The organism is Kitasatospora sp. NPDC086791 (assembly GCF_040685975.1).
GTDB lineage: Bacteria > Actinomycetota > Actinomycetes > Streptomycetales > Streptomycetaceae > Kitasatospora.
Genome location: NZ_JBFBOC010000041.1, coordinates 1 through 22,195 on the forward strand (window position 1 = coordinate 1; position 22,195 = coordinate 22,195).

General features: G+C 73.0%; 17 protein-coding genes and 1 tRNA gene. 5 read left to right on the top strand and 13 right to left on the bottom strand.

Going from position 1 to position 22,195, the window contains the following annotated elements; translation table 11 throughout:
* Window positions 1-293: 293 nt before the first annotated feature.
* The 9 genes from AB0Q99_RS31215 to AB0Q99_RS31255 form a co-directional block, all read right to left on the bottom strand.
* Window positions 294-974 (bottom strand): GNAT family N-acetyltransferase, encoded by a 681-nt coding sequence (locus AB0Q99_RS31215; protein WP_363577089.1) that lies wholly within the window; start codon window positions 972-974, stop codon window positions 294-296.
* Window positions 975-1,408: 434 nt separating this feature from the next.
* The gene (locus tag AB0Q99_RS31220; RefSeq protein ID WP_363577091.1) at window positions 1,409-2,728 is read right to left on the bottom strand and encodes a hypothetical protein; all 1,320 of its coding nucleotides are present in this window, start codon (window positions 2,726-2,728) and stop codon (window positions 1,409-1,411) included.
* A 639-nt stretch (window positions 2,729-3,367) separates the two neighbouring features.
* A tRNA-Pro gene (locus AB0Q99_RS31225) sits at window positions 3,368-3,441 on the bottom strand.
* Window positions 3,442-3,587: 146 nt separating this feature from the next.
* Window positions 3,588-4,865, bottom strand: a complete 1,278-nt coding sequence (locus tag AB0Q99_RS31230) for an MFS transporter (RefSeq protein ID WP_363577093.1) — start codon at window positions 4,863-4,865, stop codon at window positions 3,588-3,590.
* Between the two features lie 215 nt (window positions 4,866-5,080).
* A complete protein-coding gene (locus tag AB0Q99_RS31235) occupies window positions 5,081-5,869 on the bottom strand; it encodes a DUF1684 domain-containing protein (protein WP_363577095.1) in 789 nt (262 codons plus the stop codon).
* Between the two features lie 223 nt (window positions 5,870-6,092).
* Window positions 6,093-6,962: an acyl-CoA thioesterase II gene (locus tag AB0Q99_RS31240; protein ID WP_363577097.1), complete on the bottom strand. Its 870-nt coding sequence runs from the start codon at window positions 6,960-6,962 to the stop codon at window positions 6,093-6,095.
* Window positions 6,963-7,218: 256 nt separating this feature from the next.
* Window positions 7,219-7,830, bottom strand: coding sequence for an alpha-ketoglutarate-dependent dioxygenase AlkB (locus AB0Q99_RS31245; RefSeq protein WP_363577150.1), 612 nt, complete (start codon window positions 7,828-7,830; stop codon window positions 7,219-7,221).
* Between the two features lie 146 nt (window positions 7,831-7,976).
* Complete coding sequence (locus AB0Q99_RS31250; protein WP_363577099.1) at window positions 7,977-8,336, bottom strand: transglycosylase family protein; 360 nt, start codon at window positions 8,334-8,336, stop codon at window positions 7,977-7,979.
* 380 nt (window positions 8,337-8,716) lie between these two features.
* Window positions 8,717-9,487 carry a transglycosylase family protein gene (locus AB0Q99_RS31255; RefSeq protein WP_363577101.1) on the bottom strand — a complete coding sequence of 257 codons (771 nt, stop codon included), beginning with the start codon at window positions 9,485-9,487 and terminating at the stop codon, window positions 8,717-8,719.
* 591 nt (window positions 9,488-10,078) lie between these two features.
* Between AB0Q99_RS31255 and AB0Q99_RS31260 the strand changes: the two genes are divergently transcribed.
* Together AB0Q99_RS31260 and AB0Q99_RS31265 are read left to right on the top strand one after the other, a co-directional pair.
* A complete protein-coding gene (locus AB0Q99_RS31260) occupies window positions 10,079-10,924 on the top strand; it encodes a hypothetical protein (protein WP_363577103.1) in 846 nt (281 codons plus the stop codon).
* Window positions 10,925-11,288: 364 nt separating this feature from the next.
* Window positions 11,289-12,101: a hypothetical protein gene (locus AB0Q99_RS31265; RefSeq protein WP_363577162.1), complete on the top strand. Its 813-nt coding sequence runs from the start codon at window positions 11,289-11,291 to the stop codon at window positions 12,099-12,101.
* 193 nt (window positions 12,102-12,294) lie between these two features.
* Here AB0Q99_RS31265 and der read toward each other — a convergent pair whose 3' ends face one another.
* The 3 genes from der to AB0Q99_RS31280 all read right to left on the bottom strand — a co-directional run bounded on the left by der (window position 12,295) and on the right by AB0Q99_RS31280 (window position 15,968).
* Entirely contained in the window at window positions 12,295-13,749 is a 1,455-nt protein-coding gene (gene der, locus AB0Q99_RS31270; protein ID WP_363577105.1) for a ribosome biogenesis GTPase Der, read from the bottom strand.
* Between the two features lie 176 nt (window positions 13,750-13,925).
* Window positions 13,926-14,639 (bottom strand): (d)CMP kinase, encoded by a 714-nt coding sequence (cmk, locus tag AB0Q99_RS31275; RefSeq protein WP_363577107.1) that lies wholly within the window; start codon window positions 14,637-14,639, stop codon window positions 13,926-13,928.
* A 243-nt stretch (window positions 14,640-14,882) separates the two neighbouring features.
* Window positions 14,883-15,968 carry a prephenate dehydrogenase gene (locus AB0Q99_RS31280; protein ID WP_363577108.1) on the bottom strand — a complete coding sequence of 362 codons (1,086 nt, stop codon included), beginning with the start codon at window positions 15,966-15,968 and terminating at the stop codon, window positions 14,883-14,885.
* Window positions 15,969-16,358: 390 nt separating this feature from the next.
* On the opposite strand from AB0Q99_RS31280, the gene AB0Q99_RS31285 reads away from it, so the two are divergent.
* The 3 genes from AB0Q99_RS31285 to AB0Q99_RS31295 all read left to right on the top strand — a co-directional run bounded on the left by AB0Q99_RS31285 (window position 16,359) and on the right by AB0Q99_RS31295 (window position 20,938).
* A complete protein-coding gene (locus AB0Q99_RS31285) occupies window positions 16,359-18,707 on the top strand; it encodes a DUF4139 domain-containing protein (RefSeq protein ID WP_363577110.1) in 2,349 nt (782 codons plus the stop codon).
* Between the two features lie 182 nt (window positions 18,708-18,889).
* Window positions 18,890-20,392, top strand: coding sequence for a DUF4139 domain-containing protein (locus AB0Q99_RS31290; protein WP_363577152.1), 1,503 nt, complete (start codon window positions 18,890-18,892; stop codon window positions 20,390-20,392).
* 183 nt (window positions 20,393-20,575) lie between these two features.
* Complete coding sequence (locus tag AB0Q99_RS31295; protein ID WP_363577112.1) at window positions 20,576-20,938, top strand: DUF952 domain-containing protein; 363 nt, start codon at window positions 20,576-20,578, stop codon at window positions 20,936-20,938.
* A 16-nt stretch (window positions 20,939-20,954) separates the two neighbouring features.
* Here AB0Q99_RS31295 and AB0Q99_RS31300 read toward each other — a convergent pair whose 3' ends face one another.
* Window positions 20,955-21,962, bottom strand: a complete 1,008-nt coding sequence (locus AB0Q99_RS31300; RefSeq protein WP_363577114.1) for a helix-turn-helix domain-containing protein — start codon at window positions 21,960-21,962, stop codon at window positions 20,955-20,957.
* Window positions 21,963-22,195: the final 233 nt, after the last annotated feature.

Below are 22,195 nucleotides of genomic sequence, written 5' to 3' on the forward strand. Positions count from 1 at the left end.
TGGTGGAACTGGGCATGCCGGGGGAATCTCCTCTACCTCGCCATCCAGACTAACCCGACATACCGGGCGTCTCAGCCGAGACTGTCAGAGAGGGCACTGCCCCCCAGCGGATGGCTCTTCCTCCACCGGGCTGTCAGCGGTCACGTAACTCCCCACGATCCGCATGATCGGCGTCACTTAATTCCCCACCCTCACGGTCACGATTCCCCATGGAGACGGCGGTCGGGAGCGAGGGAACGGGGTCTTCCCAGGTGCGGGTCACCGGCGGCCGCGGTGATCGGCGCCGGGGCGTGCTAAGAAGCCGACCGTTGGCGGTCCCTACCGCTGCTGTCCGACAGTCCGAACATCGACAGGCAAGGCGACAAGCCGCTGATCGAGACGGGGACGTGCTGGTGCGTCTCCCAGCGGGCACGTGTCAGCCTCAGCCGCCTCGTCGTCGTAGGCTGGCCGCGGACCACGTGTCGGTCGATGCCGTCGAGTTCGTAGCCGTGCTTCTGGGACACGGCGAACGAGGAGGCGTTGTCCTCGAAGGCTCCCGATGTCGCCTCCAGCGCGTTCAGGCCGGCGAAGGCCAGGTGCAGGACGGCGGCGCGCATCTCGGTGCCGATCCCTTGTCGCTGATGCCGTGCACCGAGCCAGGAGGCGGTGGTGGCCTCTCGCAGTACGGCGAAGTCGCGGGCGGCGATGGTCTGCAGGCCGACGACCTGGCCGTTCTCGAAGACGGCGAGGGTCAGCGCCCAGTTGTCCGGGGCCCAGGTCCCCCGGCGCAACCAGTGGTGCTGCACTACCGAGCGTGCCCGTTCTGCCGGCGGAAGGTCGGTCCACGGCACGAGGAAGGGCATGCGGTCCGGCTCGTGGATGCCCTCTGCTGCCAGGTCGGCCAGGTCAGCCAGCTCGTCGTCGCCGGGCAGTCGAAGCTCCAGGCGGGGAGTGTTCAGACGCAGGCCCAGCAGCGGCCAGTGATCAATCAGCATGCGCCATTGTTGAAGACGACGGCACCACCGGTCATCTGATTTCCAGACCCGGACAAGCAACCGAAGGCCCTCGGGCCGACTGACCGACGACCCGAGGGGGTGGGGAATTACGTGACGCTCGCCCTGGGGAATTGCGTGACCGTCGACACCTGGATCGAGTTCCAGACATGGCGGTTGTGAAAGAGCGTCTTGATGTCTCGTTCCGCAGCATCGAAGTTGGCGCACCACTTCTGCCACCGGGCGTCTTCTTTCCTCATGGCCAGAGGCTAGGGGGAGAGTTCGCTGACGCGCCCCGCAACCTCGGGGAACGTTGGCAACCCGAGATCGACTGCGGCGGACCTTCGTTCCTGCTCGGCGTCGAGTTGGGCGAGCTTCTCCTGAGCGCCGGCGAGACTCGTCACCAGGCCTTCGACAGCGCCCGAAGGCCTGTCTGGTCATCTCCCGGGCGCCGGGAAACGCACCCCGCCTCTGGCGGCGTGGAGTGCGGGCAGCAAGTCCTCGCGGGTCATCCCGAGTCCCGGATATACGTCGACCGGGCTTCCGTGCGGCCATCTCAGCCGGGCGGCCGGGTAGTCGGCCCGGATGTCGTCAGACGATGCGGCTCCGTCGCCGGCCTCGACGTAGTCGACGAGGTCGGGCTGACCGAGCTGTGTCACGAGGTTGCGCAGGAACAGGGCACACGTCGCAGGTCCGAAGGCGGCAGTTGCCTCGTCGCGTTCCAGGATCACGCCGATCCGCTCACCGGCGTGCTCGTCGAAGAAGAACCGTCCGAGTACGGCCGGGACGCGGCCTGCGGTCCACGCGAAGTCGCGGGTCCGAAGGTGCGCGCATGGCAGCACGGTGGTGAACAGGTCGCGCAGCGGCTTGTCCATCGGCAGGCGCTCCGCGTTGAAGAGCGCGATCACCTCGCCGTCGTGCGACGCGGCGATGTCCGCGAGGCGGCGGGACCAGTCCTGTCCGATGCGCGCGGTGGCCTGCCTCACTCGGTCGGCAGCCTCGGGTTCGGTTGGCTGGGGAGAGGACTCCAGGCGTCGCGCCTCTTCCGCTGCCATCCGCTCGGTCGCACGGCCGGGAGCGTGGCCGGCAGTGACGTCCTCCAACCAGCGCGGGAGCAGGTCCTTGGTGACGTATTCGTAGAGGCCGAAGAAGGCGAGGCCGTCGTTCTCGAACGCGTCGATGACGGCGTCGGCGAAGTCGGTGTAGCGGCGCTGGTACTGGCGCGCGGTCTTGCCGGTGAGCACCCACTGCGCAGCCAACAGCTGCGGAAGGCGCGCGGCAAGCAGCGGGCGAGCCTGGTCGACCAGTTCATCGCGGCGCCGACGGGCCGAGCGCCATGAGGATTCCAGGGCATCGCCCTCCAGCGCGTCGTTCACTTCGCTCAGGGCCGTCAGCGCACCGAAGGCGATCACCGGTAGCTGGCCGTCAGCGAGTTGCTCATGTCCGGCCGTGGTCACGCGCTCGTACTTCGCCAGCTTCCTCGCCGCGAGGAGGTAGTCCCGCAGCAGGCCAGGTGGCAGGCAGTGCACGTTCTCCGGCAGTTTGCGGTCGCCCAGGGTCCCTTCGTCGGGCTGGGTGAAGACTTCTTCCACCGCTCGGCTGCGCAGGGTGTGGCAGTTCGGGTCGGCGTGCCAGAGGGTTCCGGTCCTGCCCCGCCAGACCACCACCTGTGCGCCGCCCCACGGCCCGAGCGGTACCGCATCGCCCGGTTCGGCGCTGGGCTGCACCGGCCCGCCGGTCGGGTCATGACTCGGCATCCGTGGCCCTCTCCTCTTGTTCTCCGGCTTCGAGGCGACGGCCGGTGGCCGGTGGCCGGTGGCCGGGGCAGCCTGGTCGTCCGCTCCGAAGGGCCCGAGCTAGCTCGCCGGGTCGCCGGGCGCCGAGCAGCGGGCCGACCCCTTTGTGTCGAAACTCCTCTGCCGGCATGCCATGGCCTCCGCGCTGGTGCCCCTCGGCCGATTCTCCCACCCGCGACATCGCACCAACGGTCACTGTGTGTGGATGGTCGCGGGCAGCGGCGGGCTCCTAAGCGGGTCTGCGGCGCGGTCTTGGACGCACCGCAGGACGTCTTCGTCGCCGGACCACCACATCGGCTGACGCCTTGACAGATGCGGGGAGGCTCGTTCAACTCCCCGAAAAGATGGCTGGATTGCAACACATGGTGTCGAAAAGTCGTTGGTTACGATTCAGCATCGGTCACCGTGGGTAGTCAAATCTGAGCCCCTGGAAGCCCCTTGAGCGCCTTCGCACCCCCCGGTGGATGCCACCCTGGAGGCACTTGCCCCCCAATTGGTCCCCAACCGCATACGAACAAGTATGCAGTGAATCTGATGCCCCGTCATGCAAAAGGCCGCTGACCTGGGATTTCTCCCGGCCAACGGCCTTTCCGACTCACGTCGGGACGACAGGATTTGAACCTGCGACCCCTTGACCCCCAGTCAAGTGCGCTACCAAGCTGCGCCACGTCCCGTGGTCTCGGTTCCTTCAGCGAGGGCCTGGGGGGCTCTGCTGTGGGCTTCTCGACCTTGCCCCCGGTTGTCCCGGCGACGTGGAAAACAATACAGCACGTCGGGGGGTGCTCGCTGCCAGGTATGGGGGTGGGTTGGGGGTGGGAGGTCAGGGGGTCGGGTGGCGGGCGTCGTAGGCGAGGAAGGCGGGGCGGCGGGCGGCGAGGAGGAGGACGGCGGCGACGCAGGCGAGGCCGCCGCTGATCACGGAGGTGGCGGGGTTGGTGAGGGCGGCGACGGTGCCGGATTCGAAGTCGCCGAGGCGGGGGCCGCCGGCCACGACGACGATGAAGATCCCTTGGAGGCGGCCGCGCATCTCGTCCGGGGCGGCGACCTGCATCATCGTGTTGCGGAAGATCATGCTGACGGTGTCGGCGCAGCCCGCGACGGCGAGTAGCAGGAGGCCGAGCCAGAGGTTGTGGAGGGCGCCGAAGGCCGCGATGGCCAGGCCCCAGGCGACGACGGCGGCGAGGACGGCGGCGCCTTGGCGGTGCACGCGGCCGACCCAGCCGGAGAAGAGCGCGCCGACCAGGGCGCCGACGGCCGGGGCGGAGACCAGCAGGCCGACGGTACCGGCATCGCCGCCGTAGAAGGTGGCCGCGATGGCGGGGAAGAGTGCGCGCGGCATGCCGAAGACCATCGCGGCCAGGTCGGCGAGGAAGCTGGTGCGCAGGTTGGGCTGGTCGCGGAGGAAGCGGAGGCCGTCGAGGACGGAGGCGCGGCCCTTGCGCTCGCCGAGCGGACGCATGGCGGGCAGGCGCCACATCGCGTAGAGCGTGCCGGTGAAGGCGACGGTGTCGAGCAGGTAGGCGGCCTGGGCTCCGTAGGCACCGATGAGGACGCCGCCGAGCATGGGGCCGACGGTGAGGCCGAGGTTCATGCTGACGGTGTTCAGGGCGTTCGCGGCCGGGAGCTGGTGGGTCGGCACCAGCCGGGGGATCATCGCGGAGCGGGCGGGCGAGCTGAGGGCGAAGAAGCCCGCCTGGGCGGCGACGGCCGCGTAGAGGATGGCGACCAGGCCGAGGCCGGCCAGGGCCTGCGCGGCCAGGACGGCGGAGACGACCGCCAGGCCGGCCGAGCCGATCAGGCCCAGTCGTCGCCGGTCGACGGTGTCGGCGATCGCGCCGCCGTAGAGGCCGAAGGCGACCAGCGGGACGAGGGAGAAGATGCCGACCAGGCCGGTCGCGAAGGCGGAACCGGTCAGGTCGTAGATCTGGACGGAGACGGCGACGGCCGTCATCTGCTGGCCGATGGAGGAGACGGCCTGGCCGAGCCAGACCCGGCGGTAGTCGGCGTGCTCGCGCAGCGGGCTGAGGTCGGCGAACGCCCGCCGGTACCACGGTGCGGCGGTGGTCACCGGGTCCGCCGGCAGGGGGCCGGCGGTCACGGCGTCGGAGGTCGCAGGCGAGTCCGCCGGATCGGGCCCGGGCGCGGCAGCGGATGGCGCTTCCGCCGACGCGGCGGAGGTGGATTGTTGATCGCTTGACATGGTCTCCATGCTCCGCCCCGCTCCGGGACGTCCCCGCACCGGGGCCGCCCTCGGCGGGCACTGTGCCCGTGGCCGCCGACCGTCGCCACCCCGGCACGGCGCGGGCAGCGCCGCTACCGACTCAGTACCTGCTTCTCCCCCGCCTCCACCGCGAAGTCCAGCCGGTTGCCCGGCGGCGGGAACGGGCAGATGAAGTGGTCCGAGAAGGCGCACGGCGGCAGGTAGGCCCGGTTGAGGTCGAGGACCGTACGGCCGTCGGCGTCCGGCTCCGGCAGGGTGATGAAGCGGAAGCGGTAGGTGTCGATGTCGCTGCCCGCGTCCGCGATCACTCCGGTGAGGCGCTTGCCCGACCGGCTGACGGTCAGCGTGCGGTGCTCCCCGGCCACGGTGAAGGCGATCCGGCCGCTGACGGCCAGCGGGCGCTCCTTGCCGTCGGCGTTCGGGACCACGACCGACCGGGCCTCGTCGTCGAACGGGGTGAAAACCGCGGGAACGGCCCACTCGGGCGAGTACGGGTAGGTGGTGATGCCCGCGAAGGCGGTCCGACGCGGCGAGGCCGGGTCGAAGACCCGCAGGGCCAGTTCGCCCTCGCGCTCGATCGGGACGAGCAGCAGGTCGCCCAGGGTGGCGCTGTCTGCGGCCGGGTCGCTGTCCGGGCGCAGCAGCACCTCGCCGTCCACCGGTCCGTCCGTGCCCGCGACGGTGATGCCGTCGCCCGCCGTCGCCCGGACCCGGACGCCCTCGGTGTCGGCCCACCAGTGCCCGGGCAGGCCGGGGATCTCGGCGGGCTCGGGCTCCAGCCAGTGCGTGCCGGTGAGTGCGAGCTGGCCGTGCGGTGCGCTCACGGACGCCGCCCGGCTGTCGCTCCAGTGTTTCCAGTCCTCCGCGGCCGTCGCCGTCATCGGTCCACCCTCCCGGTCGGTCCGCGGGCGACCCGTGGTTCGGGCCGCCCTTCTCGGTCATTCACAACACCGCCCGCTCGGACGGATCATTCCCGTCGGTGCGTCGCCACCGAAACTGCAACACGGCGGCAACGCACCGACATACCGCACAACACGGAGCACACCACGGAACACCTGCCGCGGAACACCCACCGCAGGACCCGCACCGCGGATCACGCGACGCCTACTCGGCTCGGCGGTCCAGCGGCCGGAACAGCCCTTCCTGCATGACGGACACCACCAGCTGCCCGTTCCGGTCGAATATCTGCCCGCGCGCCAGACCGCGCGCGCCGTGCGCGATCGGGGACTCCTGCTGGTAGAGCAGCCAGTCGTCCGTCCGGAACGGCTGGTGGAACCACATCGCGTGGTCCAGCGAGGCCATGTCGAAGTGCCGCTCCCCCCACAACGGCTCGACGGGGGCGCGGACGGCGTCCAGCAGCGTCATGTCGCTGGCGTAGGTGAGGGCGCAGACGTGGATCAGCGGGTCGTCCGGCAGCGGGCCGTCGGTGCGCAGCCAGACGCCGCTACGCGCCTCGACACCGGCCAGCTCCTCCTTGGTCCAGCGCAGCCGGTCGACGTACCGGACGTCGAAGGGCTGGCGCCGGCTGATGAACGGGGGCAGTTCGCCGAGCCGGGAGCCGACCTCCTCCAGGGCGCTGGGCAGGTCCTCGGGGGCGGCGACCTCCGGCATCGGGTACTGGTGCTCGATGCCGCCCTCCTCCGGTCGGTGGAAGTCGGCCGTGAGCGCGAAGATCGACCGGCCGCCCTGGATCCCGAGCACCCGGCGGGTGGTGAAGGAGCGGCCGTCCCGGATCCGGTCGACCTGGTAGACGATCGGCACGCCGGGCACCCCGGGGCGCAGGAAGTAGGCGTGCAGTGAGTGGACGGGGCGCTCGTCGTCCACCGTGCGCCCCGCCGCGACCAGCGCCTGCCCGGCGACCTGGCCGCCGAACGTCCGCTGCAGCGCCTCCTCGGGGCTACGCCCGCGGAAGATGTTCAGTTCGATCTGCTCGAGGTCGAGCAGATCGACAAGGTCGTCGACGGGGGTACCCATGAGCACGCTTCCTCTCCGGACCCCGGCCCTCCGGACGCGGACTCCGATCGAATTCTCCAGCTCACTCGAATTCTCCGGCGACCCGGGGCATTCCCGCTCACCGGGTTCGATCCACCAGTTCACTCGAACGAGTGGACGAACGGATGACGGAAGCCACGGTGCTGCGGAGCTACAGAGCTACAGAGCTACTGAGCTACAGAGCGACAACGACGGCGATACGGGGACGGCGCGGCAGCCGACGCCCGGCACCCCACGGCTACGCCTCCAATCCCGACTCCCGCACGGTGATGTTGAGCCGCCCCACCAGTCCCAGCTCCGGCTCCGCCGTCCCCGGCAGCGTGCGCACCACCCCGTGGTATGCGAACCGGGCCGGGCCGCCGAACACCAGCAGGTCCCCGCTGCGCAGCTCCAGGTCGGTCCACGGCCGGGTCCTGGTCTCGGTGTTCCCGAGCCGGAAGACGCAGCTGTCGCCGAGCGAGAGCGAGACGACGGGGGCGTCGGTCCGCTCGTCGCGGTCCTGGTGCAGGCCCATCTTGGCGCCGTGCGGGTAGTGGTTGACGATCGCGATGTCCGGCTCGAAGGACACGGCGCCCGCCACCTCCGGCAGCTCGTCCCCGTACGCCTCCGCGACGGCCCGACGGGCGAGACGGCCCAGCTCGGGCGGGAACGGTTTGACGGGCGCGCCGTCCTCGGCGACCCGCCGGTACCCGTACGGGTACCAGTGCCACCCGAGGCTCACCATGCGGACGGACATCATCCCGCCGGTGGGCATCCGCACCGCGTGCAGACCGGCGGGCGGACGGGCCCACTCCCGGCAGGCGGCGATCAGGCGCGACTGCGCGTCGAGGTCCAGCCAGCCGGGGAGCAGGACGGCGCCGGGGGCGGGTTCGTGGCGCCCGCGCGCCCCGGCTGCGGAAGCACCCGAGGCTCCCGAGACCCCGGAGGCCCCGGCTGCCCCGGGCAGGTCACCGAACAGCTCGCCCTGGATCACCCCACCATCCTCCCGCACCGCCCCTACCCGGGCCCAGCCCCGCCCCCGGCACCGTGCCCCGTGGCGGCACCGCCCCCGATCAGTCCCAACTCCCGCGCGCAGGAAGGCCAGGCCTCCCACCCCTGCCGCCGGACGATCTCGTCGCCGACGGTCGTCTGTTCCCGCCGGCCGGCGCGGTCCGGCCGGTCCGCGAAGCGCGGGCCGTCGGCCTCCGCCCAGGTGGAGGGCCGGATCTGCAACCCGCCGTAGTAGCCGTTGCCGGTGTCCGCCTGCCAGTCACCGCCGCTCTCGCAGTCGGCGAGCCCGTCCCAGACCAGGTCCGCGACCCGGACGGCGGCGTCGGCCCGGACGCCGCCCGTGGCGACGGCCAGCACCAGCACCACGGCGGCACCGGCCCGAATCGCGGCCCGACTCCTACCTTCATCACGCGAATGCGGCATGGCTGCCGACCCTAGGCACACCACGCACCACCGGCCACAACACGCCGACGGCCGCTCCTCCACTCGGCGGAGAACCCGCGCGAGGGAGGAGCGGCCGTGGCTGCCGAAGCAGGTGGAAGCCCGAGCAGCCGGTGTCAGCCGCCCACGAGGCCCCGGAGGCGAGGCCTCAGGGCCCCGAGGTCCCAGAGGACGTACGCCCACTCAGAACCTCAAGGACTCAGCGCCTCAAGGACTCAGCGCCTCAAGGACTCCGGAGCTCAAGGGCTCGGGAGCTCGAAGCCGCACAGGACCTCGAAGCCTCAGGACCTCAGGACCTCAGGACCTCAGATGCTCAGGGTCTGACCCGGGAAGATCAGGTCCGGGTTGCCACCGATGACCTTGGCGTTGTTCTTGTACAGGTCGTGCCAGTCCAGGCCCTGCGCGGCAGCGATGGAGCTCAGGGTGTCACCGGACTTGACGGTGTAGTTGCCCTTGGCCGGCTTGGCGTCGTTCGAGCCCGTCCAGGCCTTGGCGCTGTTGTCGGCCTTGGGGGCGGCGGCGGCCTTCGGGGCCTGCACGGGCTTGGCGGCGGCCTTCGGCGCGGCGTCAGCCTTGGGGGCCTGCACCGGCTTGGCGGCCGGGGCGGCGGGCTTCGCGGCGGGGGCTGCCGGGGCGGCCGGCTTCGCGGCGGCCGAGGTGTCGACGGCGGCCGGGGCGCCGCCCTTGGTCAGGCCGGCCTTGACCGAGCACACCGGCCAGGCGCCGGGCCCCTGCGAGGCGAGGACCTTCTCCGCGACGGCGATCTGCTGCGCCTTGGTGGCCAGGTTGGCCTGCGAGGCGTAGGCGGTGCCACCGAAGGCGGCCCAGGTGCTGGAGGTGAACTGCAGGCCGCCGTAGAAGCCGTTGCCGGTGTTGATGGCCCAGTTGCCACCGCTCTCGCACTGGGCGACGGCGTCCCAGGTGGAGACGGAGGCGGCGGAGGCCGAGGTGGCCGTGACGAGGCCGGCCACCGGCAGGGCCGCGACAGCGGCGCCCGCCACGACAGCCATCCGGACGCGGTTGCGCTTGGTGGCGGTGGAGGTGGTGGCAGCGGCGATCTCGTTACGGAAAGTCATGGGGTTCCTCTCGACAGCCCCGGGCGGACATGCGGAACCAGACCCCGTCAGGGGTCGCGTTCGCTTGCCGCGTCCGTCGGACGGCCGTGCACGTGTCGGACGTGCCGCTGCCGCCCCGGCCACCCAGCCGCTCGCCGACGACCTGTTCGAGCGATCTCGTCGGCGGGCACCTGCCGCGCCCGGCGGGCCGGGGGGCTGTGCGTCGGGGGTGATCCCGGGTGGCGCTCGTTGCGCCGACCAAGAAGCTACGAGCCGATCGGTGGGGATTTCAAAACCCGAGCGGTCTGCCCAGCTCAGCCAAGGGTTACCGGCGGTAAGACCCACACATTTACGCCCGAAATGTCCAATTTAGCCGTTGATTCCTAGATCAAACATCCCCACCACGTGACCCACCTCACCGTTTCATTCCGGCAGTCCCGTCACCGACATCGACAGATTGCGACCACGAGAACACGCGGCGCGGTCGGATCCGGGGCAATTCCCGTCAGCCTCGACGGGCACCCGTGACGCCTGACACAAGGGCCCGTTGGGCATGTCGACCTCCCCGTGTCCGCCCCCGAAGCCCCAACCGCATCCATCCGAGGAGACCCTGTGCCGCGCATGCTCGACGTCAGCGACGAGGTCCGGTCCGAGATCGGCGACGACGAGGCCGACCGCCTACTGGGCGGCGACCGCGCCCCCGACAGCTACGAATGCACCTCCTGCCGGACCCCGGGCGACACGCACGTGGAGCCCACCAGCACCGTGCTGTTCGTCGGGAACGAGACCGCCGTGCTCGCCTTCGCGCACGCCCGCTGCATCCCCTCCCAGGTGGTGCCGGTCTCCGAGGAGCAGCTGGCCGGCGCCGTCCGCAGCATCAGCCAGGCCCAGACCGGCGCCCCGGGCCTCGCCATCCCCGCGCCGACCGCTCCCGTGCCCAACGCCCCGGTACCGACCGCACCGGCACCGACCGCTCCGGCACCCGGCCACGCCGCCATCCTCGGCATCACGTGCGGGCTCGTCCTGCACGGCAAGGTCGGCCACGCCTCGCTCGTGGTCGAGCCCACCGGCCCGGTCGGCCGCCCCGGCAGCACCTCCGGCGAGGACGAGTTCCTCGACCTCCTCCAGGACGCCGGGTTCCAGGCCGTCACCGACCTGGACGAGACCCCGGAGCAACTGCCCGGCTGGTCGGTCCTGGTCGCGATGGGCAAGCTGCACGCGATCCTGCAGCCCGCCGCGGCCGGTGGCAGCACCGGCTGGTGGCAGGCGCACCAGCCGCTCCAGGTGACGGACGCCTGGCGGATGGCGGCGAGCCAGCTCTCCGAGGTGACCATGTACGCCGTCCCGGCCGGGATGGTCGGCCGCCAGCCCCGCGAGGACCTGCTGCGCCAGGCGCTGGAGCGGGCGGTGGCACTGGGCCAGGTGGTCGCCGCCTCCCTCCCGCTCGCCGGTACCTGATCCGCTTCTCCCCCTACGCGCCGGACGGCGGCCTCGCCCTCCACCCCGGGCCGCCTCCGGGCCGGGCCGCCTCCGGCGCGGGCTCGCACCTCGCGGGCACTCGGCATGAGCGCTGCTCATGCCCTCTGCCGGCCATGAGGCCTGCTCATGAGCACAAGCCCGGTCCCCCTCATGAGGCGCGCTCATGGCCCTCTCCATGAGAACCGCTCATGACCACCCCCATGAGACCCGCTCATGAGCGCGACGCACGATCCCCCCATGAGCGGGGCTCATGAGCAACCCCCATGAGACCCGCTCATGCCCCGGCCCCCACGCCCGCATGAGCGCCCCGCATCCCCCGCCCCCTCTCGCTCGTTGGCCCTGCGTGTACAGCTACGACGTCTCCGCGTCCCCCGGCCGCTCCACCGCGGCCCCCCGCTCGATCCCCGGCATGCGCCCGTCGTACGACGCCGAACACCCGCACTCCACCACGCCGATCTACGACGCGCTGTACTCCGAGTACCGACGCCTCTTCCGTGCTCTGCCCGGCGACCGCTCGGGCGAGGAGAACCTCGTGTTCACCGGATTCGCGGTGCGTGACGGCTACCCCCTGCTCGGCGAGCAGCGCCCGTACCCGCCGTCCCAGCAGCAGGCCTTCCACACCCTCGCGGGCCAGGCCCCGAGCCTCCCCCAGTTCATGGCGCCCCAGCCGCACGGCGTCAGCTCGGCCTCCGGCCATCAAGGCCACCACCACAGCCACTCCGGCAACCACCACCACAACCCGCACAGCCAACACAACCAGCACGGTCAGCACGGTCAGCAGAGTCACCACAGCGCCCACCCCGGCGGGCACCACGGCCACCACCCCGGCGCCCATTCCGGCACCCACCCCGAGCCCGCCGCCCCCACCAACGACGGCCGCGGCCACCCCACCCCAGCGCCGACCCCCGCCACCCCACCCATGACCCAACCCGCAAGCAGCGCAGCCCAGTTCACCAACGGCCAAGGCTGGGTCGCCGCCGGCTACCTCGGCCAGCTCCCGCACCCGGTGTCCGTACCCGCACCCTCACCGCCCGCACCACCCGCGCCCTCCCCGGTCATGGGTACGGCCACCGGCCTCGCCGCCGCCCCGTCCACCGGTGGCCGCCACCGCCAGATGCTCTCCCTCCCCCCGGGCCGCAACGGCGACCATCACTGACGCCGCACCACTGACGCCGCACGACCGCCGCTGACACCGGACCGCCGCTGACGCCGGCCCCACTCCCCCTCGCACCAGCGCGCAGACACGCCGGAGGGCCCCGCCACCACCGTGACGAGGCCCTCCAGGAGGAGCCGACCGGTCGACCGACTCCTCCCGACAGCTACAACAGCTTCAGCTACAGCTGCTGCCGCTACTTCTTCTTCCGCTTCTCGCGGACCCGCACCGAGATCGAGATCGGCGTCCCCACGAAGCCGAACTCCTCACGCAGCCGGCGCTCGATGAAGCGCCGGTAGCCGGCCTCCAGGAAGCCCGAGGCGAAGAGCACGAAGCGCGGCGGACGGGTGCCCGCCTGGGTGCCGAACAGGATGCGCGGCTGCTTGCCGCCCCGGATCGGGTGCGGGTGGGCGGCCACCAGCTCGCCGAGGAAGGCGTTCAGGCGCGCGGTCGGGATGCGGGTCTCCCAGCCGTCCAGCGCGGTCTCGATCGCCGGGACGAGCTTCTCCATGTGCCGACCGGTCTTGGCCGAGACGTTGACCCGCGGGGCCCACTGCACCTGGACGAGGTCGCGCTCGATCTCGCGCTCCAGGTAGTAGCGGCGCTCCTCGTCCAGCTGGTCCCACTTGTTGTAGGCGATGACGACGGCGCGCCCGGCCTCGACGGCCATCGAGATGATCCGGGTGTCCTGCTCGGCCAGGGTCTCGCTGGCGTCGATCAGGACGACCGCGACCTCGGCCTTCTCCAGCGCGGAGGAGGTGCGCAGCGAGGCGTAGAAGTCGGCGCCCGCGGTCAGGTGGACCCGGCGGCGGATACCGGCGGTGTCCACGAACTTCCAGGTCTTGCCGCCGAGTTCGATCATCTCGTCGACCGGGTCACGGGTGGTGCCGGCCAGCTCGTTGACGACCACCCGCTCCTCGCCGGCGACCTTGTTCAGCAGGCTGGACTTGCCGACGTTCGGTCGGCCGATCAGCGCGATCCGGCGCGGGCCGCCGGGGGCGGCGTCGCCGAAGGTCTGCGGCGGGGCCTCGGGGAGCGCGTTCATGACGGCGTCCAGCAGGTCGCCGGAACCGCGGCCGTGCAGGGCGGAGACCGGGTACGGCTCGCCCAGGCCCAGCGACCACAGGTAGGCGGCCTCGGCCTCGGTGGAGGGGCCGTCGACCTTGTTGGCGCACAGGACGGTCGGCTTGCCCGCCCGGCGGATGATCTTGATCAGGGCTTCGTCGGTGTCGGTGGCGCCGACCTTGGCGTCCACGACGAACAGCACCGCGTCGGCCTGCTCGATGCCCAGCTCGGCCTGGGCGGCCACCATGGCGTCGATGCCGAGGACGTCGATCTCCCAGCCACCGGTGTCGACGACCTTGAAGCGACGACCGTTCCAGCTGGCCTCGTAGGTGACCCGGTCGCGGGTGACGCCCGGCTTGTCCTCGACGACGGCCTCGCGGCGGCCGATGATGCGGTTCACCAGGGTCGACTTGCCGACGTTCGGGCGGCCGACCACGGCCAGCACCGGCAGCCGGAGGTGCTCGAAGCCGTCCTCGGCGTCGAAGCCGTCGAGGTCGAGACCCTCCTCGGCGGCGAGGGCCATGAACTCGGCGTAGTCAGCGGCGTCCAGCCCGCCGTGATCGGCGGTGGAGTGCTCTGCGGTCATGTTCGTCTGTTCCGTTTCCCGGCCCGGCCCTTCCCAGGGGCGTGCCGTGCGTACCTGCCCCGCTCGGGGCAGCGCGATGGTTGTCTCCGCGACGCCTCGACGGCCCGCGGTTCACTCAGTGGTGGTCGAACCCGGCAGCGACCGACCAGCCAGCCGGCCGGCCGACCAGCCGGTCGTCAGACCGAGGACAGTCCGGCCCGCTCCTCCACGAGCCCGGCGATCCGGTCGATCACCTGCTCCAGGGTGAGGTCGCTGGTGTCCACCAGGACCGCGTCCGCGGCCTGGGCCAGCGGGGCCGTCTCCCGGGAGGAGTCGGCGGCGTCCCGGCGGGCGAGGTCGGCGGCCATCGCGGTGATGGTCGCCTCGTCCACGCCCTTGGCGCGCAGCTCGGCCGCCCGACGGGCGGCCCTGGCCTCCTCGGAGGCGGTCAGGAAGACCTTGACGGTGGCGTTCGGGAACACCACCGTCCCCATGTCCCGACCCTCGGCGACGATGCCGCGCTCGACGACCTCGGCGCATCCGCGCTGCAGCTCGACCAGCCGGGCCCGCACCGCCGGCACCGCGGCCACGGCACTGACCTTCGCCGTCACCCGGGAGCCACGGATCGGGCCGGAGACGTCCTGGCCGTCCACCGTGATGGTGGGACCGTCGGCGTCCGTGCCCGACACGATCACCGGCTTGCCGCACGCGACGGCGATCGCCTCCGGGTCGTCGACGTCGACCTCGTTGGCCAGCATCCACCAGGTCATCGCCCGGTACATGGCGCCGGTGTCCAGGAAGCTCAGGCCCAGCCGGGCGGCGACCGCCCGCGAGACGGTCGACTTGCCGGAGCCGGCGGGTCCGTCGATGGCGACGACGACCGGGGCGTGCGCTCGGTCGGCAGTGTCCACGGGGGCGAACCTCATCTCTGAGCATGGGAGCCGAAGCCTGCGCAGGCGGACGGCCGGGGATTGTCTCCCTCAAGGTTAATGGACCGCCGCAGTCCCGGACTCCGCCGCCCGTCCGGCCCCGGTCCGCCCCTCACCCCGAGCACCCGAGCACCTACCCCGAGCGTCAGGATCACCTCGAGCACCCCAGGCACCACGAACCCGAGGACCCCAGCCCCCAGGCCCCCGCCCCAGGCCCCGGCCCCCTCAGTCCCGGACGTTCCACCCGCTCGCCCGCAGCGCCTTCACCAGCCGCTTGACCGCCGTCGGCGCCACCGACAACTGCACGAAGCCGACCTGCTGCCCGGTCGAGTGCTCGATGACGACGTCCTCGATGTTGACCCCGGCGTCGCCGACCTCCCCGAACAGCCGTCCCAGCTCGCCCGGCTGGTCGCCGAGGACGACCGCCACGGTCTCGTACCGGGTGGGCGGCGCGCCGTGCTTGCCGGGGATCCGGGCCTGTCCGGCGTTGCCGCGCCGCATGACCGCCTCGATCCCGGTGGCACCGGCCCGGCGCTCGCCCTCCTCGGTGGCCTCCATGGCGCGCAGCGCGGTGACGGTCTCGCCGAGGTCGCGGGCGACCGCCTCCAGGACGTCGGCGACCGCGCCCGCGTTGGCGGAGAGGATGTCGACCCACATCCCGGGGTTGGAGGCGGCGATCCTGGTGACGTCGCGCACACCCTGGCCGGAGAGCCTTATGGCGGTCTCGTCGGCCCTCTCCAGCCGGGCCGCGACCAGCGAGGACACCAGCTGCGGGGCGTGCGAGACGAGGGCGACGGCCCGGTCGTGCTCGGCGGGGTCCATCACGATCGGCATCGCACCGCAGAGCGCGACCAGTTCCAGCGCGACGTTGAGCGTCTCGGTGTCGGTGTCGGGGGTCGGGGTGAGCACCCAGGGGCGGCCCTCGAAGATGTCGGCGCGGGCGGCCAGCGGGCCGGACCGCTCGCGACCGGCCATCGGGTGGCTGCCGATGTAGTGGACGGTGTCGCAGCCGAGCGCGGCGATCTCGCTGCCGGGGCCGGCCTTCACGCTGGCGACGTCGGTGTACCAGTGCGCCAGGTTGCGCCGCTGGCAGTCGGCGAGCACCTTGCCGACCAGTGCGGGCGGAACGGCGATGATCGCCAGGTCCACCGGGCCGTCGGCCGGTTCGGTGGTGCCGGCACCGAGCGACTCGGCGGTGCGGGCGGCGTCCGGGTCGGCGTCCTCCAGGTGGACGGTCAGGCCGCGAGCGGTCAGGGCGAGCGCGGCGGAGGTGCCGATCAGTCCGGTGCCGACGACGACGGCAGTGCGCATGGCGGGTCGCTCTCCTCATCACGATTCTCGACAGGTGCCGGGACCGTTCGGGAGCACCCGCGCCCCATCCTCCCTCATCCGCCGTACCGAAGTCCCCACCCGCCGCCCGGCAACCACGACGCCCCGCTCCCCGTCCCACCCAGTGCACCGGTGCACACGCCGCACCCGGAAATCCGGCGACGCCCGTACCGGGGCCGGGCAGACTGGCCGCCCGGGGAAGGCCCGGACGAACAGCCCGGCAGCCGAGCCGACACACGGGAACACGGGCACGCGGACACACGAGCGCACAGGCGCACAGGCACACAGGCACACAGGCACACAGGCAAGCGGCAACACGCGTGCCACGACGAACGGCACGCGGCAGGCAACACGCGAACGAAGGGGTTGCGCATGGACGACCAGCACAGCAGCCGGACCGGGCACACGAAACCGCCGGCCGTACCGGCCCACCCATCGGTCCTGGACTCCGTGGTGGTGTACGCGGAGGGCGCGGTGTGCCGCCGTCGGGCCACCGTCCCGGTCCCGCACGACGGGCGGCTGCGGCTGACCGGCCTGCCCACATCCCTGGACGGCCGCTCGCTGCGTGCCCGGGTGCTCGCCGGACCGGTCGGCACGACGGTCACCGAGGCCCGACTCGAACAGCTCGCCGAGCTCCGCGATCCGGAAGAACTCCCTGATCTCCAGCGGGAGTTGGAGGAGGCGACCGAACGTCTCAGCGTGCTCACCGAACGCCGCCGGCTGGTCCTCTCCGCGATCGCCGACACCGCCGCGCTGCGCGCCGTACCACCGCAGCACCGGCCCGAGGAGCCGCTGCGCCGTACGCCGACCGAGGCCTGGCTGGAGCTCGCCGACTTCGTCGACGAGCGGCTGACCCGCCTCCAGCAGCGCGCCGAGGAACTCAACCAGGAGATCGAACTCGCCGACCACGAGCGCGACTTGGTGGTCGACCGGCTGGACCGGGCGTCCACCGCCGACCGGGCCGAGCCGGTCGCGACCGCCGCCACCGTCCTGCTCACCCTCACCACCGGCAGCACCACCGGCAGCACCACCTCCACCACCACCGAAACCACCCACAGCACCACCCCCCAAGACACCCCCGAGACCCTCGACCTCGAACTGGAGTACGGCGTCCCCGCCGCCCGCTGGGTGCCCGCCTACCGCCTGTCCTACCGGAGCGGCGCCGACACCGGCCGCCTCGTCCTGCGCGCCAGCGTCGCCCAGCGCACCGGCGAGGACTGGACGGGCGTGCGCCTCGCCCTCTCCACCGCCGACCTCGACCGCCGCACCGATCTGCCCCGGCTCGCCTCGCTGCGGATCGGCCGCAGCCAGCCCGCACCGCCGCCCTCCGGCTGGCGCGAGCCCCCGGCCGGCCTGTCCGACCTCTTCGCCGGCTACGACGCGGCCGGTACCGACACCCGCACCCCAGGCCGCCCGGCCCGTCACGAAGAACGCCACGGCGAACACCGCGAGGAACGCCGCAGGGCCCAGGTCCCGCCCGCGATCCCACCCCGGGCCGCCCGCCTCGCCGGCCCCGGATCGATCGGCCCCCGGCTCGGCGGAGCCCGCCCGACCGGCCCCCGCCCGGAAGCCTTCGCCGTGGCGGAGGACATCCCGCCCGCACCCTCCGCCCGCTACGGCGGCGGCACCCTGAGCGCCGACGAGCCGATGCCCGCACCCCCGCCCGCCCCGGGCGGCGTCGCGGGCTACGGCGGCCCCCCGGCGCCCGCACTCTCCGCCCCCGTCGCCGCGCCGCTCCCCCCGGCCCCGACCGGTGCCCCCCAGGCCTCGGCCGGTTTCCCGCAGGCCCCGGGCGGCGGCACCCCGCCGGAGGATGCCCGCCACGCCCGCCGCAAGCGCGGCGCCGCGCCCGCCGCACCGCCCCCGGCCACCGGCTTCGTCCCGAACGCCACCCTGCTCGACTACCCGGACCTCGTCCTGGCCGGCCCCGACGAGCCCGCCGCCCGGCGCGGCGCCCTGCACCCCCGCCCCGAGCGGGTCGAGCGCGAGGAACTGGACTGGGTCCTGCCCGGCGGCAACCCGGGCGAGCAGATCCGCCGCCTCCCCCTGCCCCGCCACGCCGTCGCGCCCCGCGAATCGGCCGGCTCCTTCGACCACCGCTTCGACGCCGCCGCCCCCGCCGACATCCCGTCCGACAGCACCTGGCACACCGTCACGGTGGACGAGATCCCGCTCACCGTCCGCCCCGAGTACGTCACCGTGCCCGCCTTCGAGGAGAAGGTGTACGCGACGCTGGTGCTCGCCAACCGCACCGACCGCGCCGTCCTCGCGGGCCCGGTCGAGGTCACCGTGGACGACGAGTTCCTGCTCACCGCCGCCCTGCCCACCCTGGCGCCCGGCGGCGTGCGGCGCCTGGGCATCGGCGTCACCGAGAGCATCGAGGTGGCGCGCCGCACCGAGCTGCGCGAGTCCGCCACGGGCATGCTGAAGGGCAACAGCACCGTGCTCGACCACCGGGTGCACGTCCGGCTCGCGAACCGGCTCGGCCGCGCCGTCACGGTGGAGGTCCGCGAGCGCGTGCCGGTCACCTCCGACGCCGAGATCCGGATCGAGGAGCGGGCCGACTGGCACGCCCCGACCGTCTCCACGCCGGAGTGCCCGCCCAGCACCAGGCTCTGGCGGGTCGACCTGCCGCCGGGCGGCAGCGCCGAGCTGGACGGCGGCTACCAGATCAAGATCCCGGCCGGAAAGGCCATCGTCGGCGGAAACCGGAGGAACTGACCATGACCGGAGCAACGATCGGAGGCACGACCGCAGGAGCGCTCGGAGGAGCGACCGGAGCAACGACCGGAGCAACGGCCGGAGCAACGGCCGGAGCAACGGCCGGCGGCGCGCTCGGAGCGACGGCCGGACGCACGACCGGAGAAGCCCCGGCGGCCCTCCCCGTCACCGCCGTCACCTGTCTGGAGGACCGCAGCCAGGTGGAGCGCACGACGACGGTCGACCTCGCCGCGGGCGTCCAGCGGCTGCGGCTCGGCCCGCTCACCGCCCTGGCCGTCGACCGCACCCTGCGCGCCGAGTCCGCCACCCCCGGGGTCCGCGTCCTGGACGCCCGGCTGGTCCGCACCTGGGCCCCGCGCGCGCCGCTGCCGCCCGGCCCGGACGACTCCGAGCTGCGCCACCGGCTGCACCGGCTGGACGCCGAGAGCCGCCTCGCCGACCAGACCCGCGCCCGCCTGGAGGCACGGCTGGCCCTGCTCGCCCAGCTCTCGGCCGACCTGCTGCGCGAGATCGGCGAGGGCGCCGGCGTCGGCGAGCTCGAACGCACCCGCTGGTCCCGCGAGCTGGACCGGGTGGACGCCGAGCGCGACCGCCACGGCGAGGAACTGCGCGCGACGCACTCCCGGCTGCGCCGCCTGGAGCAGGAGCGCTCGCAGGCGCTGACCGCCCTGGACGAGGCCGAGGAGGACCCCGCCGGGCTGACCGCCCACCTGGACCTGACCGTCGAGGCGGCCCGGCCCGGCCCGGCCGAGCTGACCGTCTCCCACCTGGTCCCCTGCGCGCTCTGGCGCCCGTCCTACCGGGCGACCCTGGACGACGGCGGCCTGCGCGTGGAGTCGGAGGCGGTGGTCTGGCAGCGCACCGGCGAGGACTGGACGAACGCCAGGCTGACCTTCTCCACCGCTCGCTCCGCCCTCGCCACCGACCCACCGGCCGTCGCCGAGGACGTCCTGATGCTGCGCGAGCGCACGGACGAGGAGCGCCGCACGGTCGAGGTCGAACTGCGTGAGGAGACGATCAGCGACCTCGGGCCGGCCTCCGGGGTCCCGGGCGTGGACGACGGCGGCGAGGTCCGGGTGCTGCCCGCGCCGGCCCCCGCGACCGTGCCCTCCGACGGGCGGGCGCACCGGGTGCCGCTCGGTGCCTTCACCGGCCCGGCGAGCAGCGAGTACGCCTGCGCCCCGGAGCTGTCCCCGCTGGTCACCCAGGTGGTCCGGTTCCGCAACGCGGCCGGGCACCCGCTGCTGGCCGGCCCGGTCGAGCTGGTCCGCGACAGCGGCTTCACCGGCCGGGGCGAACTGCGCTTCACCGCCACCGGTGCCGACGCCGAGCTCTCCTTCGGCAGTTCGGACGGCTACCGGGTGGTCCGCGAGACCGAGGAGCGCCAGACCACCGCCGGCCTCACCGGCCGCCAGACCACCACCCGCACGGTGCGGCTGCACCTGTCCCGCTTCTCCGGCCCGGAGGAGCACGACGAGCGGATCGTCACGGTGCGCGAGCGGGTGCCCGTCTCCGAGGTGTCGGCGGTGGAGGTCCGGCTGCGCAAGGAGGGGTGCTCCCCGGCCCCGGACGCCTTCGACGCCGAGGGCATCGTCCGCTGGGACGTCCCGCTCGGCCCGGGCGCCCGCCGCACCCTCACCCTGGTGTACGAGATCTCCGCCTCCGCCAAGGTGGCCGGGCTCTGACACCAAGGGCTGTGAGCCGCGGGCTCTGAACGACGGGCTCCGGACACCGCCCGCCCCCCCCTGCCCCCGGCCTACCAGCCCAAGACCTGCCGCGGCCGACCTACCGCGGCCGACCTACCGCGGCCGACGTTCCGACGACGGCCGCTCAGCACCAAACCGGAGACAACGGGTAGAAAAGGAAACATGATCCTCCACCTCGCCCCCCTGGACGACTGGCTGGCCGACCCCGGCCGCCCGTACGCCACCGCCTCGCTGCTCACCGACGGGTTCATCCACTGCTCGGCCGACGAGCGGACGGCGCTCGCGGTGGCCAACGCCTTCTTCGCCGACACCCCCGACCCGCTGATGGTGCTGCTGATCGAGGAGTCGATGGTGGAGCCGATGGTCAAGTGGGAGGCCCCGCACGGCGCCCCGCCGCCCGGGGCCACCCCCGACGTGCTGTTCCCGCACATCTACGGACGGCTGAACCGCTCCGCCGTGGTCGGCCTGGAGAAGGTCGTGCGGGGCCCGGACGGCCGCTGGGCCTCCCTCATCCCCTGGAGCTGAACCCGGGGGCCCGCGCTCACAGCCACCCCCGCTCCCGGGCCGCCATGCCGGCCTGGAAGCGGGTGGTGGCGCCCAGCGAGCGCATCAGGCTCTGCAGGCGGCGCTGGGTGGTCCGGGCGCTCCAGCCGAGCGAGCGGGCGATCGACTCGTCGGTGAGCCCGGCCGCCAGCAGGCCCAGCAGCTTGCGGTGGTCGGCCTCCGGCTCCGCCGACGCGTCCCCGGTGCCGATCGCGGCCTGCAGCTGGACGGCCCGCTCCCACTCCGCCTCGAACAGCGTGTCCAGCGCCTGGAGCAGCGCCGAGGGGTGGATCACGTACGCGGCGTCCAGCACGCTGTCGCCGACGCTGATCGGAATGATCGCCATCCGGTCGTCCGAGATGATCATCTTCATCGGCAGCGTGGGCCGGACCCGCGCCTCCTCGCCGTCCGCGACGCCGACCAGGATGTTCCGCTCCAGCCGCCCGGGCCAGGCCACCGCCTCCCGGTCGTATACCGTCCGGAACTTCACGCCCTCGTGCAGCCGTCGCCGCTGCAGCGGCATCGGCGCCACCGGGTCCTGGATGTACGGCGGGCGGTCGAAACCGCGCACCTGGTACTGGCTGGTCTCGGTGATGTGCTCCAGCCGCTGGGCGATCGCCTCGCCGCCGGTCAGCACCTCCACCGAGTGCGCCGGGTCGGTGTAGCGCGAGGCCTCCCGGAAGGCGTCCATCAGCCGGTGCATCTCGGCCCGGGCCTGCCGCAGCTCGGACTCCCGGTGGCCGATCAGGGTGCCGATCGCGACGTCCGGGGCGACCGCCAGGTAGCGCTGCCGGTCCACCGGCGCCCGGGTGGCCATGCCCTGCTGCGCCAGCCGGTCCAGGGCGCGCACGCCCTGCTGCAGCGTCAGGCCGCAGCCCTCCGCCAGTTCCTCCGCGGTGGACTGCGGGTTGGCCACCAGCGCCGCGTACACCTGCCCGTCCGGCTCGGCCAGTCCCAGTGTGCCGAGGGCCTGTCCGCTGGCCCGCCCCAGTGGTGCATCGGACACGACGCCGTTCCCCCTGTTCGCCTGTGATCCGCCCCACCGGCGCCCGTGCTGGCGCAGTCCCGCCACACGGCGGGTGGTGGCCCGGTGGCCATCCTCGGCCACGGGTCACGGCGCTGACAAGGCCGTGACCAGCGGTTGCGTCCCGGCTCACACGACCCTCACGACCCGCACGAACCGGACACCCCGTACGCCGACGACGCCGGCCCAGCGCGCCGACGCCCGCCCCCGCACGG

What these genes read in the sequence shown, in the direction of transcription:
- AB0Q99_RS31240 (WP_363577097.1), bottom strand. Translation starts at nt 6,962, where the DNA reads ATGGGTACCCCCGTCGACGACCTTGTCGATCTGCTCGACCTCGAGCAG.
- AB0Q99_RS31215 (WP_363577089.1), bottom strand. Translation starts at nt 974, where the DNA reads ATGCTGATTGATCACTGGCCGCTGCTGGGCCTGCGTCTGAACACTCCC.
- AB0Q99_RS31255 (WP_363577101.1), bottom strand. Translation starts at nt 9,487, where the DNA reads ATGACTTTCCGTAACGAGATCGCCGCTGCCACCACCTCCACCGCCACC.
- AB0Q99_RS31235 (WP_363577095.1), bottom strand. Translation starts at nt 5,869, where the DNA reads ATGACGGCGACGGCCGCGGAGGACTGGAAACACTGGAGCGACAGCCGG.
- AB0Q99_RS31220 (WP_363577091.1), bottom strand. Translation starts at nt 2,728, where the DNA reads ATGCCGAGTCATGACCCGACCGGCGGGCCGGTGCAGCCCAGCGCCGAA.
- AB0Q99_RS31280 (WP_363577108.1), bottom strand. Translation starts at nt 15,968, where the DNA reads ATGCGCACTGCCGTCGTCGTCGGCACCGGACTGATCGGCACCTCCGCC.
- der (WP_363577105.1), bottom strand. Translation starts at nt 13,749, where the DNA reads ATGACCGCAGAGCACTCCACCGCCGATCACGGCGGGCTGGACGCCGCT.
- AB0Q99_RS31295 (WP_363577112.1), top strand. Translation starts at nt 20,576, where the DNA reads ATGATCCTCCACCTCGCCCCCCTGGACGACTGGCTGGCCGACCCCGGC.
- AB0Q99_RS31285 (WP_363577110.1), top strand. Translation starts at nt 16,359, where the DNA reads ATGGACGACCAGCACAGCAGCCGGACCGGGCACACGAAACCGCCGGCC.